The following is a 25,689-nucleotide window of genomic DNA, read 5'->3' as shown; positions in this document are numbered from 1 at the left end:
GTGCGTCTATTCGGTATCCGTGTTCGCCTCGGCCCGTTCGTCCAGCCGAATACCCGTCTTCTTCAGAATCTCGCTGGAGAACAGCGTATCCCAGTCGTTGTCGCCGACGTCCCAGTACTGGTCCATCGTCTCCTTGACCTGCTGGATTCGCTTCTCGCTTTCCGCCTCCGAGCGGCCGTGGGTCATCGCGAAGAAGTTGTACGGCCAGACGTCATCGTGTCGCGGCCGCTGGTAGCAGTGGGTGACGAACCCGAGGCCGGCGACCTCGGGGCCGACCTCCTCGACCAGTTCGTCGGGGACGTTCCAGACGGTCATGCCGTTCTCGGTGTAGCCCAGCGCGTAGTGGTTCGGGATGACGCCGACCCGGCGGACCTTCCCCTCCTCGTTGAATCGCTTGATGGTCCGAACCACCCACTCGGTGTCGACGCCCAATCCCGTGGCCACGTCGGTGTAGGGCGTCGCCGTGACCGGCAGACCACCCTGAATCTCGACGACGAGGTCCCGCTCGTCGGGCGTCAGGCTGTCGCGGTCGACCGCTTCGACGTCGGGGCCGACATCCGAGAGGTCGACGTCGCCCTCCGGAATCGGGCCGTCGAGCAGGAACTTCGCCTCGACGCGGAACTCCTGTTGTTTCGGCAGGTTGTACGTCTCCTGGCCCGTTTCCTCCTCGATATCGGCGAGCACGCGCTCGACGGCGTCGGGGTCTGCGACCGAGACGACGAACCACATGTTGAGATGCGGGTGCTCGCGGCGGTAGTTATGAGCCACCTCGCGGTGGCTGTTGACCTGTTCGGCCACCTCCTCGAAGCGTTCTTCGGGAGCGTGCATCGCCACGAGCGTCGCCGCGCCGCCGATCTCCTGGGCGTTGATGAGGGCACCGAACCGCGTGAGGACGCCCTCTCCGTCGAGTTCCTGTACGCGGGCCAGCAGTTCGTCGGCTGTGATATCGATACCCCGCTCGCGGAGCGCCTCGGCGGCCGGCCCGAACGGTTCCTCGACGACCGGAAAGCCGCCCTGGAAGGCGTTGATGACGGCCCGGTCGATGCGGTCCAATCCGGCGGTTTCACTCATTAAAAAACTCTCCGTGTTTCTGGGCAATAAGCACCGCGCTCGGGGAAGGTCGGTGAAACGTTATTCGCCGCGGACGCCCGTCGCGTCGAAGCCGAGTTCCTCGACGCCTTCGACGATGGCCTCCTGGTCGGCGTCGGCTTCGTAGTAGAAGACGACATCGTAGGTCCCGTCGCGGGCCAGTTGCTGGCACTCCCAGACGAACTCCTCGTCGTCGAGCGTCAGACCCTGATGCTGGTTGACGCCGAACCGTTCGTCGTCGTTGCCCGAGTAGACGTAGGTGTCCTTGGGGTCGATGCCGCTGGCCTCGGCGATGACGTTCCCGACGTCCAGCGTCGCCTGATGGAGCGTCGGCTCCTCGTCGCTGGTCAGGTCGGTCCGAACGATGACGCCGTTCAGCTGTATCTCGCCGGGTTCGAGCAGCGCCCTGGTCCGCTCATAAAGGTCCTCGTCGATAGCGTCACTCATCGCTAGAGCCGACGCTATCGAGGGTAATACAGGTCACGGTCCGCGACGACAACGCCCGCACCGCGCCGAGGTCATCCGCTATACGTCGTCTGCCGGTGTTACAGTCGCTCGAGGTTCTTCGCTCGCGGGCCCTTGTCGGCCTGCTCGATGTCGAATTCGACTTCCTGACCCTCTTCGAGGTCGGGGCCGCCGACGTCCTCCATGTGGAAGAACACGTCCTCGTCGGATTCGTCAGTCTCGATGAAACCGTAACCGCCAGTGTCGTTGAAGAAGTCAACTACGCCTTTCGCCATTGCATCTCTTCAGTCGGCGTGCTTAAATAAAAACCCTGCGCCTATCTGGTGTTTAGACTACAGGTTCGTCGGCATACAGCCTCTACGCCGCCGCTGACGGGTGATTCGTCTATCGGTATCCGTCGCCGTATGCGGACGAACCAACAAGACTCATTTGGCTGGCTACCATTCGCTTCGATGTATGAGACGACTTCGTGGGATATTCGAGGGTGCGTACGAGCGACTCCTCGAACGCGAGGTTTCGGGCGCGCCGTCACACGTCGCGGTCATCCAGGACGGCAACCGCCGATACGCGCGCAAGCAGGGCGACGAAAAGACGGAGGGCTACCACGCGGGCGCCGACACGACCGAGAACGTCCTCCGGTGGTGCTCGGACCTCGGCGTCGAGGAACTGACGCTGTATGCCTTCTCCACGGAGAACTTCAACCGGCCCGAGGAGGAACGCGAGACGCTCTTCGACCTGATCACCGACAAACTCCGGTCCTTCGCGGACCACGAGAAGGTCCACGAGGAGGGCGTTCGTATCCGTGCGATCGGCGAGATCGACCGGCTCCCGCCACGTGTCCGTGAGGCTGTCGACTACGCCGAATCCCGGACGGCGGGCTACGACGACCTGCAATTGAACGTCGCGCTTGCCTACGGCGGCCGCGCGGAACTCCTCGGCGTCGCCCGCGACATCGCCCGGGAGACGGCCGACGGCCGATTCGACCCTGCCGACGTGGACGTCGATGAGATCGAGCGCCGCCTGACGACGAACCCGACCCGCGCGGTCGACCTCATCATCCGCACGGGCGGCGACGAGCGCACCTCGAACTTCCTGCCGTGGCACGCCAACGGCAACGAAGCGGCGGTCTACTTCTGTACCCCCTACTGGCCGGAGTTCTCCCGCGTGGACTTCCTGCGTGCGATTCGAACCTACGAGTCCAGACAGGAATCGTGGCGTCGCACCCGCGCCCGCCGCGCGGCCGCCCTCATCCGGTCGGTCGGCGACGTCGAACTGGAGGAAGCCCGCAACGTCGTCGGCCGGTTCCGCGAGTACCTCGACGACGATATCGACGATATCGAACCGGTCGAGGCCGCTGAACCCGAGCCGACGGCCGACTGACGCCTGCTACTTACCTACCGAACCGTCGCTGCCGTTCCTGATACTCCCGAACCGCCCGGAGGAAGTCGCGACGCCTGAAATCCCGCCAGTTGACGTCCGTGAAGTAAAGCTCCGAGTAGACGGACTGCCAGATGAGGAAATCCGAGAGCCGTTCAGCGCCCGTCTTGATGACGAGGTCGGGCGGCGTCTGGAAGACGAGGCGTTTCTCGATGGTCTCCTCGTCGATGTCCTCGGGGTCGAGGTCACCGTCTGCGGCGGCCTCCGCGATCTGTCGGACGGCCGCGGCGAACTCCTCGCGGCCGCCGAGGCCGATGCTCACCTGGACGGGCGCCTCGGCGGCGGCGTCGTCCTCGGGGCTTCGGACGGCGACCGGTCGGGGGCTATCGAGATCCGAGAGGGCGTTCCGCAGGGTCGGCACGGCGGCCTTGTCGAGGACGCTCACGTAGATGAGGACGCGTTCGACGCCGGTCTCGAAGGCCCACTCGAGGAACGACGAGAGCGTCTCGTAGGCGCCCTGTTCGAGCAGGTCGTGTTCGGTGATGACCAGAGCGACGCGTTCGGGAACGTCGGCGTCGCTCAGTCGGACCCTCGCGGCGAGGTATCGATCGTAGAGTCCCACGCTCGGGGGTTCCGCCCCGGGCCGCCTGAACGTGTCGGTCCCCCTTCGGGAAGGTTAAGTGGGCGACGGCGGAATCTCGTGGCGTGACTGGCGACGTAGGCCGTGCTATCTGGTTCGCGGTCGTCGGAGCACTGGCCCTGCTGGCTCCCCTGCTGGAGGGCCGCGTGAGCGACCTCGTTGCGGCCGTCGGCACCGTCGCCCCCTTCGTCGTCGTTGCCGCCGTCGCCTTCATGACGACGAGCGGCCCGCTTTTCGACTCCCTCGCCCGCCCGGGCGACCGTGAGGAAGGCCGCCTCTATGGCCTCGCGTCGTTCAGCCTCGGTATCGCCGGCCTCGCGGTCATCTACGCCGCCTTCGACCTCCCGGTTTCGGCGTTCCTCGTGGCCGTATTCGTCCTCACGGTCGGCAATCTCGGGCAGGCAGTCGTCGCCACGTACCGTCCGGACCCGGTGGTCGGCACCTCGGCGTTCGCCGTCGTCGGGACGGTCGGCGCCATCGGGGCGATTCTCCTCGCAGGAGTCCTCGGTGCATCGGTCCCCGCCCTGCCGCTTGCAGTCTTCGTCGCGACGAGCGGTGCGCTCCTGGGTGCGCTCATCCGGTCGGTCCTCTTCATGCGTGATGACTCGCTCGTCGTCCTCTCGGTCGGCCTCGTCGTCTGGTTCCTGCTGGAACTCGACCTCGTGCCGACGGCCCGCAGAATCGGTATCGGCCTCGCGCTGACCGCGGCGCTGGGCTACGTCGCCTACGGGCTCGGTACCGCCTCGGTGACCGGAATGCTCACCGGCGTCCTGCTGGCGCTGTTCACGGTCGTGCTGGGTGGATTCGGCTGGTTCGTTCTGCTCGTGACGTTCTTCGGGTTGGGCGGGCTCGCCTCGAAGTACCGCTACGAGGAGAAACTCGACCGCGGCATCGCACAGGAGAACGAGGGGGCTCGCGGTGGCGGCAACGTCCTGGCCAACTCGGCGGTCGCACTCGTGGCCGTCGTCGCCTTCGCCGTCTCGGGGCAGATCGGCGTCCCGTCGTCCGTGTTCCTCTTTGCCTTCGCCGGGGCCGTCGCCGCGGCGCTGGCCGATACCTTCTCCAGCGAGTTCGGTGGCCTCTTCGATACGCCCAGGCTCATCACGACGCTTCGGGAGGTCGAACCCGGAACCGACGGTGCAGTGACGTGGCAGGGCGTCGTCGCCGGCATCATTGGCTCAGCGATAATCGGCGGCCTCAGCGGCCTCTTCTTCGGCCTCGAAGTACCCGGCGTCATGCTGGTCGTCCTCGCAGGCGCCGTCGGCATGACCGTCGATAGCCTCCTCGGCGCCGCCCTCGAAGGCGTCTACCTCGGCAATCAGGGCGTGAACCTGCTGGCGACGCTCTCGGCCGGCCTCGTCGCGGGCCTCGCGGCACTGGGGCTGTGACCGTCCGCCCCCTCCGGTCAACGGACGAATCGGCCGTCCGGTCGCTTCAGTCGCTCCTCGAGTACGCCGACCCCGACCTCGTCGATGCTACCCTCACCGGCCCGTTCGTCGGCCGCGTCGCCGTCGTGGACGGGGTCGTCGGCTACGCTATCGCTCTACCGGGCGAGGAGGCGACGCTATCCGAACTGGTGGTCGCGCCGGAGCACAGGCGCGCGGGCCACGGCGAAGCGCTGGTCGATGCGATCGCCGAGGCGACCGACGCCGGCCGGCTGGTCGTGACGACACCTGCCGAGAACGAGGCCGCAGCGGCGTTCTACGAGTCGCTCGGATTCGAGGTCGACGCGCGTCTGTCGGGATTTTACGCCGACGGGAGCGACGCGCTACGCCTCGTTCGCCGCGAGTAACTGGTCGGCGGTTCGAACCCGGACGCTCGTCGGCTGTTTGACGAACTCGCCGGTCGAGGCGGCGACGACGTTGCCGATACCGCGCTGGGCGGACACGTCGAGGACGCGCTGGCTCAATTCGCCGTCGACGACGACCGCGGTCGGCGTCGGGTCGGTCTCGGCGACGAGGTCGAACGCGTCGTCGGCGTCGCCCTCCGCGAGGACCTCGAAGTCGTCGTCTAACAGTCGAACGGTACCGGTCTCGTGGCCGATGACCGCATCGACGTGGCCGCGGAGCGTCTCCGGTTTCTCATCCGAATCCGCGTCCGGTTCCGCTTCGGCTTCGGCGTCCGATTCGACACCGAGGCTTTCGGCGTCGTCCGTCTCCGCGCCGGCTGATTCGTCCGTCTCCGCTGTTTCGGAGGGTTCGGTCTCCGATGGGGCCTCGATGGTCGCCGTTTCGGCGTCGGCTGCCGGTTCGGTGACGACCGCGCCGTCGGGAACCGCTTCCTCGGCGACAGTAGTGGCTCCCTCCTCGGCGCCATCGATGTCGGAGTCGGTACCTTGGCAGGTGGCGTCCGCTGGCGTCTCGACGCCGCCGCCCTCCTCGGAGAGGGTCGGCGCGACCGATTCGGCGGGCGTATCCTCGTCGACCCGGTCGTAGGGGACCTTCTCGCGGAGCGCCGCCATCACCTCGTGGCGAGCGAGGTCCTCGACCGAGCGGTTCTCGGGCGCGAAGGCGACGTAGTCGACGTCACCGACCTGTGCGAGCTCCTTCAGGATGAGCTCGCCGCCCCGGTCGCCGTCGAGGAAGGTCGTGACGGTCCGGTTCTGGGTGAGATCGGCGACCGAACCGGGGACGTTCGTCCCCTCGACGGCGATGGCGTTCTTGATGCCATACTGCAGCAGCGTCAGCACGTCGGCGCGTCCCTCGACGACGATGATCGCGTCCGACTCGGCGACGTTGGGGCCGGCGGGTAGGCCCTCGTAGTCGGTGATGTCCTCGACGCGGACCGATTCGCGGACCTCCTCGACGAGGTCGCGACTGGAGCGCATCGACTCGTCGAAGGCCTCCGTGAGGAGGCTCTTGGCGCGCTCGACGACCTCGCGGCGCTTTGCGGCCCGCACGTCCTCGATGCGGCGGACCTCGATGGTCGACCGACAGGGGCCGACCCGGTCGATGGTCTCCAGGGCCGCCCCGAGGATGGCCGTCTCGACCTGGTCGAGGCTCGTGGCGATGGTGATGCGACCGAACGACTGGCCGTTCTGGGAATCGATCTCGACGTCGATGCGACCGACCTTCGAGGAGTCCTGCAGCTCCCGGAGGTCGAGTTCGTCGCCGAGAAGGCCTTCGGTCTGCCCGAAGACCGCCCCGACGACGTCCGAGCGTTCGACGACTCCGTCCGCCGTGATATCCGCGTGAACGAGGTATTTTGCTGTATCCTGCATGGGTGAAATGCCCGTTGCCGGGCGGTGATCGTGATGCCATGAGCGCACTCATGGGGTTTAAAATAAACTCGGGCGCGCATATAAGCTATGCGGCACTCTCGCATCCCGAGGCCCTCGGCTCGGGCACCGACTGTCCCCGCGGATTCGGCACCGAAAGCCCGACACGACCGTTTATAAAGAATCGCCGTGAGTTGCCGGCATGGGAATCGAGGAATCCCCGATCGATCCGGCCGCCTTTCTGGAGGACGTGGAGATGCGCATCGGTGAGGTCACGAGCGTCGAGCCGTTCCCCGAGGCACGAAAGGACGTTTATAAACTGCGCGTGGATTTCGGCACGGAGGTACTACAGTCCGCGGCCGGTTTGACCGACCTCTACGACCCCGACGATCTGGTCGGCTCGCAGGTCGTCGCCGTCGTCAACCTCGGGACCGTCAACATCGCGGGCTTCGAAAGCGAATGTCTCGTCACGGGCGTCGACGACGGCGAGGGCAACGTCGTCCACCTTCAGCCGGAACGCGAGGTTCCGAACGGGGAGCGGATCTACTGACGCCGTTCTGAAGAGGAATTTTCTTCGACCACCGGTGTTGGTGAGTAATCAACAACGTTTTAGGGAACGTGCGTGTGAACGATGAACAACCGATGGTTTCGAGACGCGAACGGTACGGTTGGGTCGTCGTAATGGCCGTCCTGATGGCGCTGGCGATTCCGTGGTTCCTCTGGGGGGACAGTCGGATGGCCTACGGTCTGCCGCTGTGGCTCTGGTGGCATATCGGGTGGATGGTACTCGCGTCGGTGGCCTTCTGGGGCTTCGCGAACCGCGCGTGGGGTATCGGTATCACCGAACCGCTCTTCGGGGAGGAGCGGACATGACGGCGACGCTGCAACTCGGCATCATCGTCGGCTACCTGCTGGTCGCGCTGTCGGTCGGCCTCGTCGCCTACCGCCTCACCGAACGCACTGCTGAGGACTTCTATCTCGCCTCCCGAACCTTCGGGACCGTCGTTCTCCTGTTCACCGTGTTCGCGACCCTGCTTTCGGCCTTCACGTTCTTCGGCGGACCCGATACCGCCTACGCGTTCGGCCCCGAATGGATCCTCGTCATGGGGCTGATGGACGGCATCATCTTCGCCGTCCTCTGGTACGTCGTCGGCTACAAGCAGTGGCTCCTCGGCCAGAAACACGGCTACGTCACGCTCGGGGAGATGCTCGGCGACCGGTTCGGATCGACGGCCGTCCGAGTGCTCGTGGCCGGCATCTCGCTGTTCTGGCTGTTCCCCTACGTCATGCTCCAGCAGATCGGTGCCGGCGGCGCGTTGGCGTCGCTGACCGCTGGGGCCTTTCCGTTCTGGGCCGGTGCGACGCTCATCACCCTGTTCATGATACTCTACGTCGCGCTGGCCGGGATGCGCGGTATCGCCTGGACCGACACCCTGCAGGGCGCGTTCATGCTCACGATGGTGTGGGCGGCGGTCCTGTGGGTACTCGTGGCCGTCGACGGCGGCCTCGCGACGATCAACGCCGGCCTCGAAGCGAGCAACCCCGAGTTCCTCGCGCTCGGCGGCGGCTTCTATACGCCGGCGACGATGCTGACCTTCGCCGTCTCCATCGCCTTCGGCGTCGCCATGTTCCCGCAGGTCAACCAGCGGTTCTTCGCGGCCTCCTCGGAGGCGGTGCTCAAGCGTTCGTTCGCGCTGTGGCCGGTGCTCGTCCTCCTGCTTTTCGTTCCCGCCTTCCTCCTCGGTACGTGGGCGACCGGCCTCGGTCTGGAGGCCGATATCGGTGCGGGCGAGAGCATCCTTCCGGTCATCCTCGCGGAGTACACCCCCACATGGTTCGCCGCGCTCGTCATCGCTGGTGCCATCGCCGCGATGATGTCGTCGTCGGACTCGATGCTGCTTTCGGGGTCGTCGTACTTCACCCGCGACCTCTACCGCCCGCTAAGCGAGGATACGATCACCGACCAACAGGAGGACCGCCTCGGCCGCATCGGCGTCGCCGTCTTCGCCCTGTCGGCTCTCGCCGCGAGCATCTGGGCGGAGGCCGCTGCATTCGGGGGTGCGACGGTCGGGTCGATTCTCGTCAACATCGGTGACCTCGCGTTCGGTGGCTTCGCACAGATGGCCCTGCCCGTCATCGTCGCGCTCTACTGGCGGCGGACGACCCGCAGTGGAATACTCGCCGGCGTCCTCGTCCCACAGGTCCTCTACATCGCGTTCAATTTCCTGCCGGAGACGACCGTCGGCTCGCTGACCCTCTTTTCGGACGCCTATCTCGGCTGGGGCATCTCGCTGTACTGCATGCTGGTCGGCCTGCTCGTCACCGTCGGCGTCTCCGCGCTCACGGTCCAGACCCCCGAGGAGGAAACTGCCCTCTACTTCGAGTTCGCCGACTGACTGGAGTGGCGCCGGACGCCACGCCTTTTTAGGGCTCTCCGGCGAACTGCCAGCCATGCAAACCCACATCGTCCCGGTCGGTTTCGACTACGACCGGCTCATCGCGCCGCTGGTCCGGGACCAACTCGACGTCGACCGCGTCGTCCTCCTCGAGGGGGCGGTCGGCAGCGAGGCCAACGTCGAGTACTCCCGCAATCTCGCCCAGAAACTCGAACAGGACTTCACCAATCTGCTGGGTGCCGAAACCGAGCGGTTCGTCGTCGAGGACGTCTACGACTACGACGCCGCCTTCGAGCAGGCCTACGACCTCATCAACAGCGAACTCGACGACGGCGGCGAGGTCTGGGTCAACGTCTCGGCGATGCCCCGGTCGGTCTCGTTTGCCTTCGCGACCGCGGCCCACTCGATAATGGTCGAACGCGAGGGCGACCGCGAGCGCATCCACACCTACTACACGGTCCCCGAGAAGTACCTCGAAACCGAACTGGCCGAGGAGTTGCGCGCCCAGTGTGATCTGCTGGCCGATATCCTCGACGATGCGACCGACGTCGACGAAGACCGCATCGACGAGCATCTCGACGTCGCCCGCCAACTGCTCAACGAGTTCGACGAACGCGGGACCACTATCGGCGCCAAGAAGTTCGGCGACAGCCACATCATCGAACTCCCGGTCGCCTCCTTCTCGAACGTCAAACCCTTCGAGGAACTCATCCTCTTTACCCTCGGAGAACACGGCGAGTTCGAATCCGTCTCGGAACTCGCCCAGACGCTGGCCCGCGAACTCGGCGAGGAGTACACCGACTCCTTCCGGTCGAAGGTCATCTACAACGTCGACCGCCTCGGCCCCGGCGGGAAGGGGTACATCGAACAGGAAGAACACGGCAAATCGTATCGCACCCGCCTGTCGCGCATTGGGGAACTGTGGGTGCGCTCGCACGCAGACCAATCCGAGTTGTAGCGACTGGTTTCTGCGGGGATACGTCCGAGTTCGTCGCGTCGCCTACAGTTCCCCCTGGAGCCGCGCGGCGGCCGCTACCAGTAGCATGCCGACGAACCCGACCACGCCTGTTGCGACGAAGACGGGCGTGTAGGTGCCGAGTCGGTCGAAGCCCAAGCCGGCCGCCGCCGGAGCGAGCAGCCCGGGAACCGCGAAGGAAAGCGAGATGAGACCGAACAGCGTGTTGAGGTTCCGGCCTCCGAAGAGGTCCGCGGGCACGGAGGACAACAGCGCGCCGGTGCCGCCGTAGCCGATACCGAAGCCCACCGCGAGCGCAAGCAGGATTGCGGGCGTGCGTGCCAGCGGCAACAGGAGTAGCACCGACCCCATCACGCCGCCGCAGGCGACGAAGATGGCTAACCGGCCCACACGGTCGGCAACACCGCCGACGGCCAGTCGGGTAACCGTCGTCGCGCCGCCGACGACGCTGAGTGCGAGCACGCCCGTCGAACGGATGCCGTACTCGGCGGCGAAGTTGACGACGTGGTTGAGCAGGACGTACAGCGTCGCGTACATCAGGATGTAGCCGCCGAAGAGCAGCAGGAACGCGCGGTTCCTGAAGGCCTTCCGGACGGTGCGAAGCTGGTCGCGCCAGCCGTCGTCGGATTCGGGACGCCCGTCCGGGAACTCGGCGTCGACGGCCGCGTCGACGTGGGCCGGCTCGTCGACCATCAGGAGCGCTGCTACGAGTAACGTGAGCGCGAGGCCGACGCCGAGGAAGAGGAAGGCCCCCCGCCAGCCGACGCGCGTGACGAGCAGTGAGGCGGTCGGCGCGATGATTACCATGCCGACGCCGAGGCCGGCGCTCGCGATGCCGGTCGCCAGCCCGCGTCTACGCAGGAACCATTGCGGTGGCGTCGCATACCCGATGACGAACGCGAGGCTCATCCCTGCACCCGTCACGATGCTGTAGGTCATGATGAGCACCGGAAGGCTGTCGGCACGGCTTCCGGTGAGCATGCCCCCGCCTAAGAGGGCGGCGGCGACCACCAGGCCGCGGCGGGGACCGATCCACTCGACGAGGCCGCCCATCGGTGGGCCGGCGACGTAAAGGACGAACAGTTGGACCCCGAAGACGAGCGAGACACGCGCCGTGGAGGCCTGAAACGACGAGGCTAGCGGATCGAGAAAGATGCCGAACGAGTAGGTCATGCCGAAGACGACGCCGCTGACGAGGAAACAGGCCCCAACGATGACCCAGCCGTAGTACATCGACGCATCCGCAAGCCGGGTCTGCAGGAAGCGCATGGACGTTTCAGACTGGGCCTGAGTATAAGGAATTGTCGCCGCTGCGAACCCCATAACAACCGAGGCACACGGGGATTTCGGGACAACTGTCACGCTGTCTTCGCCGAGCAGCATCGTCACACCAGAACTCGTCGGTGGAACCCGCTCTAAGATGGTCGAGTAAAAGGGCCTATCGCGGCTGGACGCGGAACCGAACGGTACCGACGCCGGGAATCGTGATCTCGCGGACGCGGTCGGCCGTCCGACGGACGCGGGCCGCGAGGCTTCGCTGGAGGAGCTTCAGGCCGACGAACGCGCCGACGGTCAGCGCGATCGCCTGAAGCGGGTAGCTGATGGCGACGAACAGCGCCAGCACCGCCAGCGGGAGGGCGAGCAGGAACGCGACGGAGGGGTCTTCGATGGGCGTTACGGGTCCGGTGGGAAGGTTCGAATGTCTCATGGTAGGTAGATGGACGGGTAGGACCGTCTTACCTATCCGTAGGTGTCCACGACGTAAAAAGTCTAAGATATCAGATAGGAAATGAGAAGTGTTACCACATCTATTTCACTATTATTCAGTTAGAGGGTCTCAAAAGCGTTGTAAACGATACCATGTTATCGCTTCTCTACGTATCTATTAATTTATCATAGGTGGGCAGAGAACGGCGTCTGAGAGGGTCTCCCGGCGACCGTCAGGCGACTTTCAGTTTCTCGACTCGGGTGAGCATCGCCAGATACAGCGCGATGACGAAAAGCAGGACGGCGCCGGCGGTCGCCGCGCCCAGCGCGTCCGCACCGAGGATCGACGGTGCGCCCCGTTCGGCCGGAATCCACGTGTGATGGAGGTTGCCCACCAACGGGACGAAGTAGTCGACGGCCGTATCGAAGCCGTACCACAGCGTCGCGACGCCGACCGCTCGCGCCGAGAAGTTGCTGATACGATGCAGGAGGAACGCCTGCATGACCATCGCCGCGTGGCTCCAGATGAGGAACTGCCGCATCGGCTCCCAGAGATAGCTGAACTCCTCCCAGAAGACCAGATGGACCCAGACCGTCCAGCCCCCGAGGATTATGTTGCCGAAGAAGGCCAGCGCGATGAGCCAGTCCTGCCGATAGCCGAGTTTCCACGACGCCAGCGCCAGGGCGATGAACAACGTCGCCACGGGACTGTCGGGAACGAACGGCCACATTACCGTCGGCTCGAAGGCGAACTGAAAACGGTAATACCAGAACCCGAAGGCGGTTCCGACGAGGTTGACCGCGACGATAAGCCACGCGAGGTTCAACCCGAGATTCTCCAATGCTTCCGGCAGCGGCGCGACGTACCACGGCAACCCCTCGCTGGGCACGTCGGATTCGAACAACCCTCGAACGTCCATACGCGCATCTCCGGGCCGTCGCACAAAAACACCCCCGACGGATCCCCGTGGAAGGGTACCTAACCGGGACCCCGCCAGCCGAAAGACACGCATTAAGTGCATCCGACCCTAACACGACTACATGACCGAAACGGATATCGAGGAGCTCCGACGGGGGACGGACCTCGTCAAGCGCGGTTTCGCCAAGATGCAGAAGGGCGGCGTCATCATGGACGTCGTCACTCGCGAGCAAGCCCGTATCGCCGAAGACGCGGGCGCAGTCGCGGTCATGTCTCTCGAGGCCGTCCCGGCCGACATCCGCAAACGCGGTGGCGTCGCCCGGATGGCCGACCCCGGCATGCTCGAAGAGATCATCGACGAGGTCTCCATTCCCGTGATGGGCAAGTGCCGCATCGGCCACACCGCCGAGGCGCAGATCCTCCAAGCCACCGGCGCCGACATGCTCGACGAGAGCGAGGTCCTGACGCCCGCCGACGACCGCTATCACATCGACAAGCGGCCCTTCGATGCCCCCTTCGTCTGCGGCGCGCGCAACCTCGGCGAAGCCCTCCGTCGCATCGACGAGGGCGCCGCCATGATCCGAACCAAGGGCGAGGCCGGTACCGGCGACGTCAACCAGGCCGTCACCCACCAGCGGACCATCAAACGCTCCATCCGCAAACTCACCGGCATGAACCACGAGGAACGCGAAGAATGGGCCCGCGAGAACGGCGCCCCCCGCGACCTCGTCCATGAAACCGCCGACATGGGCCGACTGCCCGTCGTCAACTTCGCCGCCGGCGGCATCGCCACGCCCGCCGACGCCGCGCTCATGATGCAACTCGGCTGTGACGGCATCTTCGTCGGCTCCGGCATCTTCGGCGCCGAGGATCCCGCCAAGATGGGATCGGCCATCGTCGAAGCCGTCAACAACTACGACGACCCCGAGAAGCTCCGGGACATCGCCAAGGACATCGGCAAGGGCATGAAGGGCCAGGCCAACGAGGACATGGCCGAAGAAGAGCAGTTGCAGGGTCGCGGCGTCTGAAAGCCACTTTTCAGCCCACTTTTTGCACGACCCCGGTTGCGTGGCGGCTTCGCCGCCACGTTATAACGCCGCGGCGGAGCCGCGGCCCACTCGGCAAAAACATGGGGGAAATCTGCGCGAGCGGTTCCAGTCGCGGCGCCTCCCTGCGGTCGGCGCCGCGGTAGTCACCGCTCGCTACGGCACCTCGCTTCGCTCGGTGCCGGGTGGTTCGAAAGGCCCAGAGCGCCTTTCGTCAGTGAGCAAATCGAAGATTTGCGAGCTACACAGGAGCTTTGCTCCTGTGGCATGCCAAAAGAGCGCGCCGCGCTCTTTTGAGCAAACCGTCTCGGGGGCGTTCTCAGGAAGACTCCCTCCGGTCGTCTTCCAACGCTCTCGTTCGCTTCTCTCACGAGACCCCCGAACGCCCCACTCGACGGATGCTCTCTGTAACGAACCCACCCTCAGTCGATACTCCTACTCCCCGTCCCAGTAGTCCACGTCGTCGTCGAGATTGTAGTACTTCGTGAGTTTCCGGCCGCCGCGGCCACCGGGCGGCGACCCCACGAAGGCGCCGAGTTTCTCCGAATCGGGGTACATCGTCACGTCGGGTTCGTTCATCGTCGAAAAGGCGAGGTACCGAAGCGGCTCCTCGGAGTCGTTGATGACTCGATGGGCGCCCGATTCGTCGGCCGGGAGCGCGACGTAATCGCCCGCGCTGAAATCGTGCGTTTCGCCATCGAGTCGTAGGGTGCCGGTTCCGTAGAGGACGTAGAGGGCTTCCTCGTTGGCGGTGTGGTAGTGATAGGGCCACGATTTGCTGTCCGCGGGGAGTTCGTAGAGGCTACACCCTAACTGCTCGCTGTCAGCGGCTTCGCCCAGCTGCTTTCGTTTGAACTTCGTCTCCTCACGGTCCATCTCCGTCCAGTCGAGATCGGATTCGTGTGCGATCCCCATGTAGGACCGTCAAATGGGTAGCCGATAATTCTTGGTCCGAAACGGAATGCCCGCGGGAGACGGCGGGCAGAAAAACGACCCCCGGGGTGAACAGGGTTCGTCGTTAGACTTAGCCTTCGTCTTCGAGGCCGTTCATCAGGTCGTCGACGAGAGCGTCGACGCTGTCGTAGGGATAGTCGCCTTGACCCGCTGCTTCCTGATTGAGTTCCATCGCCGTGATGGTCTCCTCACCGACGTCGAACGTCGTGCCGGGCCCCTGCGGGAGGGCGGGGACGAGGTCCATCGGGCTGTTGACGGGATAGTCCGCACCTTCGAACGCTTCCTCAAACTGCTGGCGTACTTCGTTTCGGTCTGCCATGGTTCATCACGACAATGCGGACTGGTGGGATTGGATGTATCGCCTCTCAATACTGGTCGTTTAAAAATCAGGCGTGCTCGACCGCACACGACGGACCAGTAGAATTCAGTACTGATAGTCGGTGTCGATCTCCCGACCGGTCTCGGTCATGGCGACGGCGGCCTCGCTGTACTGGAGGACCTTCTGCATGTCGCCGTCGATGTCGAAGATGCCGGACATCATCCCGTCGATGGGGCCGACATCGCCCTGATTGAGGTCGACCCAGTCGGAGTAATCGCCCTTATAGATGAAGCCCGCATCGACGTCGTCGGGCGAGTCGACTTCGCGGGCGTCGGTACATTTCCCGTCTTCGAGCCCGATGTAGAAGTAATGGTCCTCTGGCAGTCGGTCGTCGGCAGCCACGTGGAAGACGAAGTCGCCGTTGAAGCCGACGCCCCAGCCCTGGCCCTTCTCGGCGTACTCCTCGTTGTCGTTCAGTCGTTCGCGCCACTCCTTGATCCACTCGTCGGATGGAAACGGTACAGACATGATGTGGTGTGTCGCCAACCCACATCTCGTCTGTCGGTAATATAAACGTTCGCCCGCGCCGTCCATCGGACTGCGATTCCGCGGAGGGCAGGCGCGTGGTCTTAAATAGCCGGGTAAGCCCCGCGCAACGCTTTATTAGGTAGACCGGACAGAGTGAGTAGAGACTCGTGACTACAAGCAACGCGCGCGGTCAACTGGCGGAGACCGCGACGTCGAGCGACGGCGGCCTCGGCGCGGCGCTGGCAGGGGGAATCTTCGGTGGCCTCGTCCGGCGTGGTTCGAAAGACGCCAGTGGCGTCTTTCGTCATGCGAAAAGAGCGCGCAGCGCTCTTTTCAGCAAACCGCCTCGGGGCCTTCTGTGAAGGCCCCACTCGGCGGATGCTAATTGAGTGTATTAAGACAGCGAGCTGTGGCAGAACGGGCCCCTCTAAAATATCGTTGCGCCCTGTCCGATTCGCGTCTGATACGCGCGGGCGTCGATGCCCTCCGCCTCGAAGGTATCTATCATCGCGCTGGCGATGTCGCGGCGGTCACGATCGTGGCAGGCGGCGATGACGGTCGGGCCGGCCCCGGAGATGGTGACGCCGGTAGCGCCGGCCTCGAAGGCGGCTTCACGGACTTCCTCGTAGCCGGTGATGAGTTCCGCGCGAGCGGGCGTGACGATGCCGTCGTTCATACCGCGCCCCACGAGGTCCGGGTCATCGCGTGCCATGCCAACCGAAAGCGTGGCGGCGTTACCGACCGTCTCGACGACCTGCTCCATACGGGCGCCGTCGGGGACGACCTGCCGGGCGTCACGCGTCGAGACGACGATCTCCGGGAGACAGGTGACGAGCGGAATGGAGGCGTCGACCTGCGTGACGCCGTCCTCACGGGCGATGGTGAATCCGCCCATGATGGAGGGGGCGACGTTGTCGGAGTGGGCATCGCCGGAGACGACCGCTTCGCCCTCTGCGGCGATGGGGACGAGTTCCTCGCGGGTAAGGCCGCGGTCGTAGAGTTCGTTGAGGCCGACGGCGGCGGCCGCTGCCGAGGCCGCAGAAGAGCCGAGTCCCGAGGCCGGGCGGACGCCCTTGTCGATCTCGATGTGGGCGGGCGCGTCGAGGGCTTCGGCGACCGCGCCGACGGTGTTCTTGTCGGGGTCTTCGGGGATGTACTGGCTGCCGACGCCAGTGATCTCGATCGTGGTGCGGTCGGCCTTCGAGACCCGCACGACGTCGGCCGGCCGTTCGAGGGCCGCGCCGAAGACGTCGAAGCCACTGCCGAGGTTCGCGCTCGTCGCCGGGGCCCGCACCGTTACCATGCCCGGAGTATCCCGGCGCCCCCGGATAAAACCCACTTTTTGCATGGGCGGGCGGCACCGCCGTCTGCTCGCGGGCCGCAGGCCCGCTCGCATGATCCGAGGGACCTCCGGTCCCTCGCTACCCGACAAAAACAGGGGAAAAATATGCGCGCTGCGTGGCGGCTTCGCCGTGGTCCGAGAGAGCGTAGCTCTTTCGTCATCACGAAAGGCGCTTCGCGCCTTTCGAACGACCACGTCCATGCGGTTGCGGGCGAAGCCCGCAACCCGGTCCTCCTTTCGGCGCCCTTCGGGCCCCTCCAGTCCGTGCGCGCTACGGCGCCTCCCTGTGGTCGGCGCCGGGAACCGCTCGCACCCTTCGGGTGCTCGCGGATGCTTGTAAGAGGATCTGTCGGTCAACACGAAACCGGTCCAACCGAGTAGCAAGAGCCAACAACGCGGGGTGTCGAGATGAGGACATGATCGGTATCGTCGGCGGCGGCCTCGCCGGGCTTTCGGCGGCCTATCGCCTTCAGAAGGCGGGCCACGAGGTGCGCGTCTTCGAGGCCAACGACCGTCTCGGCGGTCTCGCAGCGACCTACGAGACCCGCGGGGACCGCATCGAGGCGTTCTATCACCACCTCTCGAAATCCGAGGAGACTATCGTCGAACTGGCCGAGGAACTCGGTCTGGGAGACCGCATCGAGTGGCGCATCGGCGAGAACGCCTATTACGTCGACGGCGTGGCCCACCCCCTCGACAAACCGTGGGAGATCGCGGCGTATCCGTATCTCTCGCTGTACGACAAGTTCCGGCTGACGATGCTGACCCTCGAAGTCGACGTACGCGGGGGGATTCCCCGACGGGATACCTACGAGAACCTCGAGGACTTCGAGGACGTCCCGATCAAGGAATTCCTCATCGAACATACGACCCGCGGCGTCTACGAGTACTTCTTCGAACCCCTGCTCGACGCGAAGTTCGGCTCCCGAAAGGAGGACGTCTCGGCGGCGTGGCTGTTGGGTCGCGTCAAGTTCCGAGGCGAGCGGGACCTCCTCGAAGGCGAGATTCTGGGATACATCGAGGGCGGTTTCGGCGTGCTCGTCGACGAGTTAGTCGAGGCAGTCGGTCGTGAGAACATCGAGACGGGCGCCTTCGTGACGGATATCGGATTCGCGGCGGATGATGGCGCGGATGGTCGCGGCCCCGTCGAGTCGATGACGGTGAAACGAGAGGACGAGAACGGCGAGGAGGTGAGCGAGACCCACGCCGTCGATGACGTGGTCGTCGCCACGATGCCCGACGTGCTGGAGAGCCTGACCGGCTACGAGTGCGATATCGACTTTCAGGGCTCGGTCTGTGCGGTCGTCTCGATGGACGAGCAACTGATGGATACCTACTGGCTCAACATCGCCGACGAGGCACCGTTCGGCGCGCTCATCGAGCACACGAACTTCGTTCCGCCCGAACGGTACGGCGGCGAACACCTGCTCTACGTCGCCAGCTACGTCCAGGGGACCGACGAAGAACTGTGGCAACTCGACGACGACGGTGTCGAGGACCTGTGGCTGGACGGCATCGAAGACATGTTCCCCGCCTTCGACCGTGAGAACGTCAACTGGACGTTGGTCGCGCGAAACCCGAAAACCGCGCCAGTCTACGAGCGCGGCTACCTCGATATGGTCATCCCGTATGACCTCTCGGAAGAGGTCGCTCCGGGCGTCCACTACGCGGGAATGGCCTCCCGGGCGCAATATCCCGAACGGAGCCTCAACGGAGCCATCGAGGCCGGCTACGCGGCTGCCGACCGAATCCTCGACGCCGACTACTGAAATCGATTTCAGTAACTCGGCCAACAGAAATGAATTTCAGATTACACTTATGGGGTTGTCGGCCCTGTCTTTACATGTATGAGAGACAGAGACTACGCCCGTCGGTCCACGGTTTCATTCGGGGAATACGTCGCCGCGACGGCGGTCATCCTCGTCGGCTTCCTCGCGCTGCTGGTGTTCGTCGCCCATCCCGCGCTGACGACGGCCGCTGTCGTCGGTGCGACAGTCGGTATCGCCTCGGGACGAATCGTTCGCAAGACCCGCCAACTCGCCTGTCGCTTCACCGGTAACTGCCGGCGACCCCCGGAGACAGGCCCAGAGGCCGCTTAGTCGGCCTTGGCGTCGTCGTCGGTGACGCCCGGTGCGTCGGTAACGCTGACCTCCGGTTCTTCCGTATCGCCCCCGACGACCGTTTCGCCCTCCCCGGTTTCGACGTAGACGTCGTCGGCAAAGCCCTCGATGGCGTTTTCGTATTCCGGCGCTTCGAGTTTCTCCGGCGTCTTCGGTGCGTCAGCGATGCCGCCAGCCAATCGGAACTCGCCGAGGGGGTCGTCGATGGTGATGTCGTGTTCGGTGAAGAACGCCTCGTACCGGCGGTAGTGGTCTTCGAGTTCGTCGCCGGGTATCTCCATCATCTCCGTCCAGCCGTAGTTGAAGAAATCGAAGTTGGCCTGAATGTGCGTGATTTCGCGGGCTTCGGCCTCGGTGTAGTCGGCTTGCAGGGCGGCGACGTAGGCATCCATCGTCGCATCGAAGAAATCGTCGAGGTGTTCGCGGCGTTCCTCTCGCCGGTCCTCGTCGGCCTTCCCGAGGAAGATCTTCGTGTGAAGTTTCACCAACGCGTAGTTGGCGGCGGTGCGAACGCCGGGCGTCGTCAGCGCCTTCTTCGAAGCCCAGTGCCGGGGATTCTGCCGGAGTTTCATACCACTCCGTAGGGTCCACGAGTCCTTGAACCTCAGGTCTCCGGAAGCCGTGAGTTTCCAGCTGTAACCGAGTCCAGGTGCAACTGTACAACAGTAGGGGAATCTCGAGGTCCAGTTTACGGGTGTCCGTGAACACGTCGCAAGGGGTGTAGGATCTCTACATAGCAATTCACATTAAGGCCGGTGTCCTACGCGGGGACATGTGTGCGTCCCACGTAATAATCGGTGACGGCATCGCCGGGTCCTCGGCCGCGGAGACCATCCGCGAAGAAGACCCAGATGCCGACATCACCGTCATTACCGAGGAGGGGGAAGCTCTCTACAATCGGATTCTCATCAAGGAGTTCGCCAAGGGCAAACTGCCAGAGGCCCCCGTCTCGATTCACGACCCCGACTGGTACGCGGAACGGGATATCGACCTTCAACTGAACACCGTCGTCACGAGCGTCGACACCGATGCTCACGAGGTCCACACCCACGAGGACGATATCTACGAATACGACAAACTGCTCATCGCGACCGGCGGCACGCCTACCCAACTGCCCGTCGATAACAGCGACGCCGAGGGCATCCACCACTTCTGGACCTTCGAGGACGCTCGCGCCATCAAGGAAGACGCCGAAGCGGCCGACAACGGCGTCGTCGTCGGCGCCGGCCTGCTCGGCATCGACCTCGCGGCCATCTGCGGCACACAGGACGTCGAAGCTCATTACCTGATGCGCGGGAACGCGTGGTGGCGCTACGCCCTCAGCGAGGAGGGCGCCGAGATCATCCACGACGCGCTCCGCGAGAACGGCGTCACGCCGGTCTTCGACTCCGGCGTCGACCACTTCGAGACCGACGACGAGGGGCGCATCGAAGCCGCCATCGACCCCAACGGCGAGCGCTTCGAAGCCGACTTCGCCGGCGTCGCCATCGGTCTCGATTTCAACACCGAATTCCTCCATGACTCCGGCCTCGAACTCGACGATGGCATCGTCGTCGACGAGTACATGCAGACCAACGTCGAGGACGTCTACGCGGCCGGGGACATCACCCAGTTCCACGACGTCGTATTGGGCGAGCGGGCCCAGAACGGCGCGTGGGGTTCGGCCAAGGAACAGGGCTCTATCGCCGGCCAGAACATGGTCGCCGACGCCGAAGCCGAACGGTTCGAGTGGGTCTCCTCCTACTCGATCACGCACTTCGACTTCCCCTTCCTGTCCTTCGGTCATCCGACGTTGGGCGACGATTACGTCGAGAAGAAGTACGACGAGGGGACGTGGCGCCGCGTCGTCCTCAAGGACGGCAAGGTCATCGGCGGCGTCCTCATCGGCGACCTCGCGCCCCAGTCCGGCCTGAAAAAGCTCGCCCGCCAGCAGGTCGACGTGAGCGGGAAGGAGGATCTCCTCCTCGCCGAATCCATCGACGTCGAAGCGTTCGAAGAAGCCGCGCCCGCTGAATAACCCGGTTCGTTCTTCTTCGCCGTTCTGGCGTGGTATAGCCGTCAGCCGCGCAGGAGATTCAGCACCTCGTCGACGACATCGGATTCGACGGCGAGAATGTAGCGCTCGCCGGCCTCCAGGATCGTCTCGGGTCCGGCGAGTTCCTCCCGGTCCCCCGTCGAGAGCAAGAGGGCACCCTCCGGAAGCGCGATCTCGTCGAGTCGTCGCCCGGCCACCGGCGCTGTTTCGGTGACGGTCACTTCGATGATGTCGAGGTCGCCGGTCGGGTAGAGAAGCGTCCGGACGTCCTTGCCGGTGAGTATGTCCGCCGCATGGTCGCCGCCGAGGGAGAGTGGCAGGAGGGTTGCGTCGACCACCTCATCGTACCCCTGGCCGGCCTGCGTCTCAGCGCGGGCGAGCGTGTCTATCGACGGATCGAGATGCTGGGCTTCCATGCAGATCTCCAGGTTCGCCCCCGTCTCGTCGGTGAGGGCGGCGATGGCGTCGGCTTCGTCCAGTCCGGCCTGTCTCAGAATCGAGGGGCGCGTCGCGTCGCCGTGGATGACGGGCCCGAGATAAGCGTCTGACAGTTCCTCGACGCGCTCCTCGTCGGATTCGATCAACACCACGTCGTGGCCCTGGTCTGCGAGATTCTCGGCTGTCCGCAGACCGACCCGCCCACCTCCAGCGATCACGAATCGCTTTTTTGTCATTGTTTTCCTTTTTGAGGCGAACCATCTTCAATGGCCTCTCGATTCCTAGATGCTTGGAATCCAGTTCCCTAAGCCGACGAGTGCCTCGAAAAAGGGTTTATTAATCCCCATTACGAGTCCTGCGATAGAGGAACCATCCCAGGAATAGAGTATGTCGAACTATTTTTCCGGAGCGTACAATGTACGACGAGCGAGGTGGCGGTTGTAAGCGATGAGCGGGAGCCAGACGCGTTCCCCGGAAGCCGAACTCGGATTGCTCGACGCGACGATGATCGGCATGGGGGCGATGATTGGAGCGGGAATCTTCGTGTTGACGGGGCTGGCCACCGAAATCGCAGGCCCGGCCGCGATCTTCGTTTTCGCGCTGAACGGCGTCGTCACCGCGTTCACCGGTCTCTCGTATGCCGAACTCGCTGCTTCGATTCCCAAAAGCGGCGGCGGGTACGCCTTCGTCCGCGAGATCTTCGCTGACCTCTCCTCGTTCATTATGGGGTGGATGTTATGGTTCGCCTACATGATCGCGGGGGCACTATACGCGCTCGGCTTCGCGCCGAACTTCCTCGAGTTGCTGCACGTTTACGGGATCGTTCCGCCGCCGGATCAGGTGGGCGCAATCGCGGTGCCGGTCTTCGATGCCGCGGTGCCGATCGCCTTCCTGCTGGCGTTCGTCGCAGTGCTCGGTCTGGTGGCGCTCAATGCCATCTCGACGGCAGCCAGCGGGAGCGCCGAAACGATATTCACAATCATCAAGGTGAGCATTCTGCTGGTGTTCGTCGGGTTCGGGCTTACGTCACCGATGTTCTCCGGCGCCGAGTTCCAGCCGCTGTTCCCCGAAGGCAGCGGGGCAGCCGCTATCTTGCCGGCCATGGGGCTTACCTTCATTGCATTCGAGGGGTACGACCTCATCACCACCGTCACCGAAGAGGTCGAAAACCCACGGGAGAACATCCCGAAGGCGATCTTCATCAGTCTCGTGGCGACCGTGATCGTCTACCTGGCGGTCGTGACGGTCGCTATCGGAACGCTTGGAGCCGAAGGGCTCGCGGACGCCGGCGAGGCAGGTATCGCTGCGGCGGCGACGTCCTTCATGCCGACCGGGCTACCGATCATCCAGAACGGCGGCGCGCTCATCGTCTTTGGTGCAGTGTTCTCGACGCTGACCGCGCTGAACGCAGTCGTTATCGCCTCCTCGCGGGTTGCGTTCTCGATGGGGCGGGAGGGGCAGTTGCTTCCCTCGTTCGGCCAGATTCACTACCGCTTCGGGACGCCGTTCGTAGCGATTCTCGCCAGCGCGGTCGTGATGCTCGGGTCGGTGGCGCTGCCGACACAGAGCGCCGGCAACATGTCGAGCCTGTTCTTTCTGCTGTCGTTCATCATCGTCAACGTCGCCGTGATCCGACTCCGCCGTGAGCGACCGAACATGAACCGCCCGTATAAGATGCCCTTCTACCCGGCGCCGCCGCTTATCGGTATCGCTCTTAACCTGATTCTGACCGGCGTGCTCGTGGAATACCTGCTTCGGACGGACCCGCTGGCGCTGGCACTCAGCGTGGCGTGGATCCTGTTCGGCGGGGTGGTCTACCTCGCACTCAACCGATCGCGAGCGCAACTGGATCGCGGCCCGACGGATGCTGACACCGAAATCACACCGGAGGCTGAAGACTGAATACAATGACCAGCAATCTCGACATCATCATCGCGGGCGGCGGGCGCGTCGGTTTCCAGACAGCCGAGATACTCGCCGACCGCGGCCACGACGTGACGATCATCGAACGCGACGAACGAATCGTCTCGGATATCGCCGACGAGTGGATGGCGACGGTCATCCACGGTGATGCGACCAACCCCGACATCATCGAGCAGGCTGGCATCGAGCGAGCGGACGCGATTGCTGCTCTCACGGGCGAAACCGGGCTGAATCTCGCGGTCTGTCTGGCCGCTGCGGAGCTGTCGCCCGAAATGCGAACGGTGGCGCGTATCGACCGCGAGACCGGGCAGTCCTACACCCGGTTCGTCGACGCGGTGGTCTTCCCCGAGCGGGCCGGTGCCCGTGTGGCGGCAAACGAAGTCGTCGGCAGCGACGTCCAGACGCTGGCCGACGTGACAGGCAACCTCGACATCATGCTCGTCCGCGTCGCGGAAGGAGCCCCGGCCGCCGGGAAGACACTGAGCGACGTGCGCTTTCCCGCGGGGACGCTTATCGTCTCGGACGGCGACGGCCACCGGGTCGCCCGTTCGGATACGACACTGACGCCCGGCAGCCGCTATATCGTCGCCGTCGAACCGGATGTCGCCGACGAAGTGATGAACCTGATGCGGGGATAACGAAACCAAGCCCGCGATGTGGTGACCGGGGCAATCCCCCGTGAACTCGGAAAGGAGCAGATGCAGTACGGCCACGGTTCTCGGTGTCCTCGTGAACGACCGTCAGTGGACCGAGTGCCCTCCGGCTGTTTGCGGACCAAACGTCGTCACGCTCTGCTTAAAAGAAAAACGACCCGTCGACTCGCCCTATTCCACGTAGCGGTATTTCCGCTCGCCCATGCGGCCCCAGCCGTCGAAGACGAACTCCGCTTCGGGCGGCCTGAACTCCTCGACCGAGGAGTCCTTGTCGTAGTTGTGGGCGTCGTGGACGTCCTCGTACTCCTCGAAGGTGAGGTCGTAGCGGTTCTCGAGCTGCTCGTCGATGTCGAGCGCTTCGATTTCTTCGAGCCAGTTCTCCTGGACGGTTTCCATGTGGATCTCGGCCTGTGCGCCCGAGCCGTAGGAGCCGACCAGCAGGTTCTGTCCGACGGCGTCCTCGCCGTCCTCTGCCAGCGACTTCAGGCCGGAAACGCGGGCGACGTGGACCGAGCCGGTGTACCAGTTACCGACCTCGCGGGCGAGATCGAGCGTCGGGTCGATGGTCCGGTCGTACCAATCGAGGTAGTGGTCGGTCTCCTTGAGGGCGTCCGTGTACTCGGTGAGGGCTTCCATGAACGCCTCCTCGTCCTCGAAGGCCTCGCGGCGGGGCTGTTTGCCGATCTCCTCGGCGAGTTCGTCCTCGATATCGGTTCCGCGAGTGATGTGGCGGTAGGCAAGGACGCCGGCTTTCCGAACCATGCCGGGGAAGGGCGTGTGGAACGGCCCGAGACGGAAGTCGTCGGGGTGGATGGTACCGCCGACGCGCTGATAGTCGATAAGCGCCTCACGCATCCGGGCGAGATAGACCTTCACCGAGCGCTTGCCGTCGACGCTGGGGAACTGCTGTTGGGGCTTGAGGAAGTCCGTCTCGTCGGCGCTGCCGTAGCCCTGCTCGGTCGACAGTTCGACGAGGTCCGGGTCCTCGTCGATGAGCATCGCCACGGCGCCCGCACCTTGGGTCGACTCGCCGGGGTCGTCACGCGCATACAGGGCGGTGTCGGTCGCGACCACCAGCGCCGCACGGCCGCGGTGGCGGTCCGCGCGAATCCAGTTGTACGCGTCGTCGATGCTCTGGGTCCCGGCCACGCAGGCGAACTTCCGTTCGCCCTTGTTGGCGTGATGGAAGTTGCCCTCGAAGCGCTGTTCGAGACACCCCGCGATATAGGTCGAGACGGGCTTGGAGTGGTCGAAGGCCGACTCCGTCGCCACGTCGATACGTCCGATGTCGTCCGGTTCGAGGCCCTTCCGCTCCATCAGCCGGTGGGCGGCATTGGCGCCCATCGTGACGATGTCCTCGTAGGTGTCCGGGAAGGAACTGGCGTGCAGGCCCAGGCCCTTCGTGTACTTTTCGGGCGCGTCGCCCATCGCCGGCGCGAACGTCTCCGCGAGGTCGAGCTTCAGTTTGCCCGTGTGGATCTCGATGGCATCGATACCGACCGGTGTGTCTGTCATGTATGGGTGGTTGGGAGAATGCTATAAGGG

Annotated in this window: 28 protein-coding genes; 13 read left to right on the top strand and 15 right to left on the bottom strand. The window is 64.5% G+C overall.

Annotated elements, in window-relative coordinates; genetic code table 11:
* Positions 1-6: 6 nt before the first annotated feature.
* The 3 genes from ahbB to V5A53_RS00770 all read right to left on the bottom strand — a co-directional run bounded on the left by ahbB (position 7) and on the right by V5A53_RS00770 (position 1,829).
* Positions 7-1,071, bottom strand: a complete 1,065-nt coding sequence (gene ahbB, locus V5A53_RS00780) for a siroheme decarboxylase subunit beta (protein WP_332311650.1) — start codon at positions 1,069-1,071, stop codon at positions 7-9.
* Between the two features lie 60 nt (positions 1,072-1,131).
* A complete protein-coding gene (locus V5A53_RS00775; RefSeq protein WP_332311649.1) occupies positions 1,132-1,536 on the bottom strand; it encodes a DUF5778 family protein in 405 nt (134 codons plus the stop codon).
* A 98-nt stretch (positions 1,537-1,634) separates the two neighbouring features.
* Entirely contained in the window at positions 1,635-1,829 is a 195-nt protein-coding gene (locus tag V5A53_RS00770; protein WP_332311648.1) for a cold-shock protein, read from the bottom strand.
* Positions 1,830-2,010: 181 nt separating this feature from the next.
* Between V5A53_RS00770 and uppS the strand changes: the two genes are divergently transcribed.
* Positions 2,011-2,934 (top strand): polyprenyl diphosphate synthase, encoded by a 924-nt coding sequence (gene uppS / locus V5A53_RS00765; RefSeq protein WP_332311647.1) that lies wholly within the window; start codon positions 2,011-2,013, stop codon positions 2,932-2,934.
* Positions 2,935-2,944: 10 nt separating this feature from the next.
* On the opposite strand, the gene V5A53_RS00760 is transcribed toward uppS, so the two are convergent.
* Positions 2,945-3,553: an undecaprenyl diphosphate synthase family protein gene (locus V5A53_RS00760; RefSeq protein WP_332311646.1), complete on the bottom strand. Its 609-nt coding sequence runs from the start codon at positions 3,551-3,553 to the stop codon at positions 2,945-2,947.
* An 83-nt stretch (positions 3,554-3,636) separates the two neighbouring features.
* On the opposite strand from V5A53_RS00760, the gene V5A53_RS00755 reads away from it, so the two are divergent.
* Positions 3,637-4,959 (top strand): DUF92 domain-containing protein, encoded by a 1,323-nt coding sequence (locus tag V5A53_RS00755; protein WP_332311645.1) that lies wholly within the window; start codon positions 3,637-3,639, stop codon positions 4,957-4,959.
* A complete protein-coding gene (locus V5A53_RS00750; RefSeq protein ID WP_332311644.1) occupies positions 4,956-5,363 on the top strand; it encodes a GNAT family N-acetyltransferase in 408 nt (135 codons plus the stop codon). The genes V5A53_RS00755 and V5A53_RS00750 overlap by 4 nt, the downstream gene beginning before the upstream one ends.
* On the opposite strand, the gene dnaG is transcribed toward V5A53_RS00750, so the two are convergent.
* Entirely contained in the window at positions 5,340-6,791 is a 1,452-nt protein-coding gene (gene dnaG, locus V5A53_RS00745) for a DNA primase DnaG (RefSeq protein WP_332311643.1), read from the bottom strand. The two genes, V5A53_RS00750 and dnaG, sit on opposite strands and share 24 nt — an antisense overlap.
* Positions 6,792-6,990: 199 nt before the next feature.
* Here dnaG and V5A53_RS00740 point away from each other — a divergent pair, with 199 nt between their 5' ends.
* From V5A53_RS00740 to V5A53_RS00725, 4 genes are all read left to right on the top strand, one after another.
* Positions 6,991-7,338, top strand: a complete 348-nt coding sequence (locus V5A53_RS00740; RefSeq protein ID WP_332311642.1) for a tRNA-binding protein — start codon at positions 6,991-6,993, stop codon at positions 7,336-7,338.
* 92 nt (positions 7,339-7,430) lie between these two features.
* Complete coding sequence (locus V5A53_RS00735; RefSeq protein ID WP_332311641.1) at positions 7,431-7,661, top strand: DUF3311 domain-containing protein; 231 nt, start codon at positions 7,431-7,433, stop codon at positions 7,659-7,661.
* Entirely contained in the window at positions 7,658-9,184 is a 1,527-nt protein-coding gene (locus V5A53_RS00730; protein ID WP_332311640.1) for a sodium:solute symporter family protein, read from the top strand. Before V5A53_RS00735 ends, V5A53_RS00730 begins: the two co-directional genes overlap by 4 nt.
* A gap of 55 nt (positions 9,185-9,239) precedes the next feature.
* The gene (locus V5A53_RS00725; protein ID WP_332311639.1) at positions 9,240-10,142 is read left to right on the top strand and encodes an HFX_2341 family transcriptional regulator; all 903 of its coding nucleotides are present in this window, start codon (positions 9,240-9,242) and stop codon (positions 10,140-10,142) included.
* Between the two features lie 42 nt (positions 10,143-10,184).
* Here V5A53_RS00725 and V5A53_RS00720 read toward each other — a convergent pair whose 3' ends face one another.
* The 3 genes from V5A53_RS00720 to V5A53_RS00710 all read right to left on the bottom strand — a co-directional run bounded on the left by V5A53_RS00720 (position 10,185) and on the right by V5A53_RS00710 (position 12,787).
* A complete protein-coding gene (locus V5A53_RS00720; protein ID WP_332311638.1) occupies positions 10,185-11,429 on the bottom strand; it encodes an MFS transporter in 1,245 nt (414 codons plus the stop codon).
* A 169-nt stretch (positions 11,430-11,598) separates the two neighbouring features.
* Positions 11,599-11,868: a hypothetical protein gene (locus tag V5A53_RS00715; protein ID WP_332311637.1), complete on the bottom strand. Its 270-nt coding sequence runs from the start codon at positions 11,866-11,868 to the stop codon at positions 11,599-11,601.
* 232 nt (positions 11,869-12,100) lie between these two features.
* A complete protein-coding gene (locus V5A53_RS00710; RefSeq protein ID WP_332311636.1) occupies positions 12,101-12,787 on the bottom strand; it encodes a DUF1405 domain-containing protein in 687 nt (228 codons plus the stop codon).
* A gap of 121 nt (positions 12,788-12,908) precedes the next feature.
* Between V5A53_RS00710 and pdxS the strand changes: the two genes are divergently transcribed.
* The gene (pdxS, locus tag V5A53_RS00705; RefSeq protein ID WP_332311635.1) at positions 12,909-13,814 is read left to right on the top strand and encodes a pyridoxal 5'-phosphate synthase lyase subunit PdxS; all 906 of its coding nucleotides are present in this window, start codon (positions 12,909-12,911) and stop codon (positions 13,812-13,814) included.
* A 453-nt stretch (positions 13,815-14,267) separates the two neighbouring features.
* On the opposite strand, the gene V5A53_RS00700 is transcribed toward pdxS, so the two are convergent.
* The 4 genes from V5A53_RS00700 to V5A53_RS00685 all read right to left on the bottom strand — a co-directional run bounded on the left by V5A53_RS00700 (position 14,268) and on the right by V5A53_RS00685 (position 16,936).
* The gene (locus V5A53_RS00700; protein WP_332311634.1) at positions 14,268-14,747 is read right to left on the bottom strand and encodes a cupin domain-containing protein; all 480 of its coding nucleotides are present in this window, start codon (positions 14,745-14,747) and stop codon (positions 14,268-14,270) included.
* A 109-nt stretch (positions 14,748-14,856) separates the two neighbouring features.
* Positions 14,857-15,105, bottom strand: a complete 249-nt coding sequence (locus V5A53_RS00695; RefSeq protein WP_332311633.1) for an MTH865 family protein — start codon at positions 15,103-15,105, stop codon at positions 14,857-14,859.
* A 105-nt stretch (positions 15,106-15,210) separates the two neighbouring features.
* Complete coding sequence (locus V5A53_RS00690; RefSeq protein WP_332311632.1) at positions 15,211-15,633, bottom strand: SCP2 sterol-binding domain-containing protein; 423 nt, start codon at positions 15,631-15,633, stop codon at positions 15,211-15,213.
* Between the two features lie 427 nt (positions 15,634-16,060).
* Positions 16,061-16,936: a homoserine kinase gene (locus V5A53_RS00685; protein WP_332311631.1), complete on the bottom strand. Its 876-nt coding sequence runs from the start codon at positions 16,934-16,936 to the stop codon at positions 16,061-16,063.
* 455 nt (positions 16,937-17,391) lie between these two features.
* Between V5A53_RS00685 and V5A53_RS00680 the strand changes: the two genes are divergently transcribed.
* Positions 17,392-18,744: an NAD(P)/FAD-dependent oxidoreductase gene (locus V5A53_RS00680; protein ID WP_332311630.1), complete on the top strand. Its 1,353-nt coding sequence runs from the start codon at positions 17,392-17,394 to the stop codon at positions 18,742-18,744.
* Between the two features lie 78 nt (positions 18,745-18,822).
* Complete coding sequence (locus V5A53_RS00675; protein WP_332311629.1) at positions 18,823-19,074, top strand: hypothetical protein; 252 nt, start codon at positions 18,823-18,825, stop codon at positions 19,072-19,074.
* On the opposite strand, the gene V5A53_RS00670 is transcribed toward V5A53_RS00675, so the two are convergent.
* Positions 19,071-19,667, bottom strand: a complete 597-nt coding sequence (locus tag V5A53_RS00670; protein WP_332311628.1) for a DUF6149 family protein — start codon at positions 19,665-19,667, stop codon at positions 19,071-19,073. The genes V5A53_RS00675 and V5A53_RS00670 overlap by 4 nt on opposite strands.
* A 200-nt stretch (positions 19,668-19,867) precedes the next feature.
* On the opposite strand from V5A53_RS00670, the gene V5A53_RS00665 reads away from it, so the two are divergent.
* Positions 19,868-21,112 carry an NAD(P)/FAD-dependent oxidoreductase gene (locus V5A53_RS00665; RefSeq protein WP_332311627.1) on the top strand — a complete coding sequence of 415 codons (1,245 nt, stop codon included), beginning with the start codon at positions 19,868-19,870 and terminating at the stop codon, positions 21,110-21,112.
* Between the two features lie 41 nt (positions 21,113-21,153).
* On the opposite strand, the gene V5A53_RS00660 is transcribed toward V5A53_RS00665, so the two are convergent.
* Positions 21,154-21,804 (bottom strand): potassium channel family protein, encoded by a 651-nt coding sequence (locus V5A53_RS00660; protein ID WP_332311626.1) that lies wholly within the window; start codon positions 21,802-21,804, stop codon positions 21,154-21,156.
* Between the two features lie 211 nt (positions 21,805-22,015).
* Between V5A53_RS00660 and V5A53_RS00655 the strand changes: the two genes are divergently transcribed.
* Both V5A53_RS00655 and V5A53_RS00650 read left to right on the top strand, forming a co-directional pair.
* Entirely contained in the window at positions 22,016-23,470 is a 1,455-nt protein-coding gene (locus V5A53_RS00655; RefSeq protein ID WP_332311625.1) for an APC family permease, read from the top strand.
* Positions 23,471-23,475: 5 nt separating this feature from the next.
* Positions 23,476-24,129: a potassium channel family protein gene (locus V5A53_RS00650; RefSeq protein WP_332311624.1), complete on the top strand. Its 654-nt coding sequence runs from the start codon at positions 23,476-23,478 to the stop codon at positions 24,127-24,129.
* Positions 24,130-24,315: 186 nt separating this feature from the next.
* On the opposite strand, the gene hmgB is transcribed toward V5A53_RS00650, so the two are convergent.
* Positions 24,316-25,659, bottom strand: coding sequence for a hydroxymethylglutaryl-CoA synthase (gene hmgB / locus V5A53_RS00645; protein ID WP_332311623.1), 1,344 nt, complete (start codon positions 25,657-25,659; stop codon positions 24,316-24,318).
* Between the last annotated feature and the right edge of the window lie 30 nt (positions 25,660-25,689).

The sequence above is a fragment of the Natronomonas sp. genome, assembly GCF_036625485.1.
Taxonomy (GTDB): Archaea; Halobacteriota; Halobacteria; order Halobacteriales; family Haloarculaceae; genus Natronomonas.
The sequence above is the reverse complement of the archived record's forward strand: the minus strand, read 5'-3'. Positions and strand labels throughout refer to the sequence as shown.

What these genes read in the sequence shown, in the direction of transcription:
- ahbB (WP_332311650.1), bottom strand. Translation starts at nt 1,071, where the DNA reads ATGAGTGAAACCGCCGGATTGGACCGCATCGACCGGGCCGTCATCAAC.
- V5A53_RS00775 (WP_332311649.1), bottom strand. Translation starts at nt 1,536, where the DNA reads ATGAGTGACGCTATCGACGAGGACCTTTATGAGCGGACCAGGGCGCTG.
- V5A53_RS00770 (WP_332311648.1), bottom strand. Translation starts at nt 1,829, where the DNA reads ATGGCGAAAGGCGTAGTTGACTTCTTCAACGACACTGGCGGTTACGGT.
- uppS (WP_332311647.1), top strand. Translation starts at nt 2,011, where the DNA reads ATGAGACGACTTCGTGGGATATTCGAGGGTGCGTACGAGCGACTCCTC.
- dnaG (WP_332311643.1), bottom strand. Translation starts at nt 6,791, where the DNA reads ATGCAGGATACAGCAAAATACCTCGTTCACGCGGATATCACGGCGGAC.
- V5A53_RS00740 (WP_332311642.1), top strand. Translation starts at nt 6,991, where the DNA reads ATGGGAATCGAGGAATCCCCGATCGATCCGGCCGCCTTTCTGGAGGAC.
- V5A53_RS00735 (WP_332311641.1), top strand. Translation starts at nt 7,431, where the DNA reads ATGGTTTCGAGACGCGAACGGTACGGTTGGGTCGTCGTAATGGCCGTC.
- V5A53_RS00730 (WP_332311640.1), top strand. Translation starts at nt 7,658, where the DNA reads ATGACGGCGACGCTGCAACTCGGCATCATCGTCGGCTACCTGCTGGTC.
- V5A53_RS00725 (WP_332311639.1), top strand. Translation starts at nt 9,240, where the DNA reads ATGCAAACCCACATCGTCCCGGTCGGTTTCGACTACGACCGGCTCATC.
- V5A53_RS00720 (WP_332311638.1), bottom strand. Translation starts at nt 11,429, where the DNA reads ATGCGCTTCCTGCAGACCCGGCTTGCGGATGCGTCGATGTACTACGGC.
- V5A53_RS00715 (WP_332311637.1), bottom strand. Translation starts at nt 11,868, where the DNA reads ATGAGACATTCGAACCTTCCCACCGGACCCGTAACGCCCATCGAAGAC.
- V5A53_RS00710 (WP_332311636.1), bottom strand. Translation starts at nt 12,787, where the DNA reads ATGGACGTTCGAGGGTTGTTCGAATCCGACGTGCCCAGCGAGGGGTTG.
- pdxS (WP_332311635.1), top strand. Translation starts at nt 12,909, where the DNA reads ATGACCGAAACGGATATCGAGGAGCTCCGACGGGGGACGGACCTCGTC.
- V5A53_RS00700 (WP_332311634.1), bottom strand. Translation starts at nt 14,747, where the DNA reads ATGGGGATCGCACACGAATCCGATCTCGACTGGACGGAGATGGACCGT.
- V5A53_RS00695 (WP_332311633.1), bottom strand. Translation starts at nt 15,105, where the DNA reads ATGGCAGACCGAAACGAAGTACGCCAGCAGTTTGAGGAAGCGTTCGAA.
- V5A53_RS00690 (WP_332311632.1), bottom strand. Translation starts at nt 15,633, where the DNA reads ATGTCTGTACCGTTTCCATCCGACGAGTGGATCAAGGAGTGGCGCGAA.
- V5A53_RS00685 (WP_332311631.1), bottom strand. Translation starts at nt 16,936, where the DNA reads ATGGTAACGGTGCGGGCCCCGGCGACGAGCGCGAACCTCGGCAGTGGC.
- V5A53_RS00680 (WP_332311630.1), top strand. Translation starts at nt 17,392, where the DNA reads ATGATCGGTATCGTCGGCGGCGGCCTCGCCGGGCTTTCGGCGGCCTAT.
- V5A53_RS00675 (WP_332311629.1), top strand. Translation starts at nt 18,823, where the DNA reads ATGAGAGACAGAGACTACGCCCGTCGGTCCACGGTTTCATTCGGGGAA.
- V5A53_RS00670 (WP_332311628.1), bottom strand. Translation starts at nt 19,667, where the DNA reads ATGAAACTCCGGCAGAATCCCCGGCACTGGGCTTCGAAGAAGGCGCTG.
- V5A53_RS00665 (WP_332311627.1), top strand. Translation starts at nt 19,868, where the DNA reads ATGTGTGCGTCCCACGTAATAATCGGTGACGGCATCGCCGGGTCCTCG.
- V5A53_RS00660 (WP_332311626.1), bottom strand. Translation starts at nt 21,804, where the DNA reads ATGACAAAAAAGCGATTCGTGATCGCTGGAGGTGGGCGGGTCGGTCTG.
- V5A53_RS00655 (WP_332311625.1), top strand. Translation starts at nt 22,016, where the DNA reads ATGAGCGGGAGCCAGACGCGTTCCCCGGAAGCCGAACTCGGATTGCTC.
- V5A53_RS00650 (WP_332311624.1), top strand. Translation starts at nt 23,476, where the DNA reads ATGACCAGCAATCTCGACATCATCATCGCGGGCGGCGGGCGCGTCGGT.
- hmgB (WP_332311623.1), bottom strand. Translation starts at nt 25,659, where the DNA reads ATGACAGACACACCGGTCGGTATCGATGCCATCGAGATCCACACGGGC.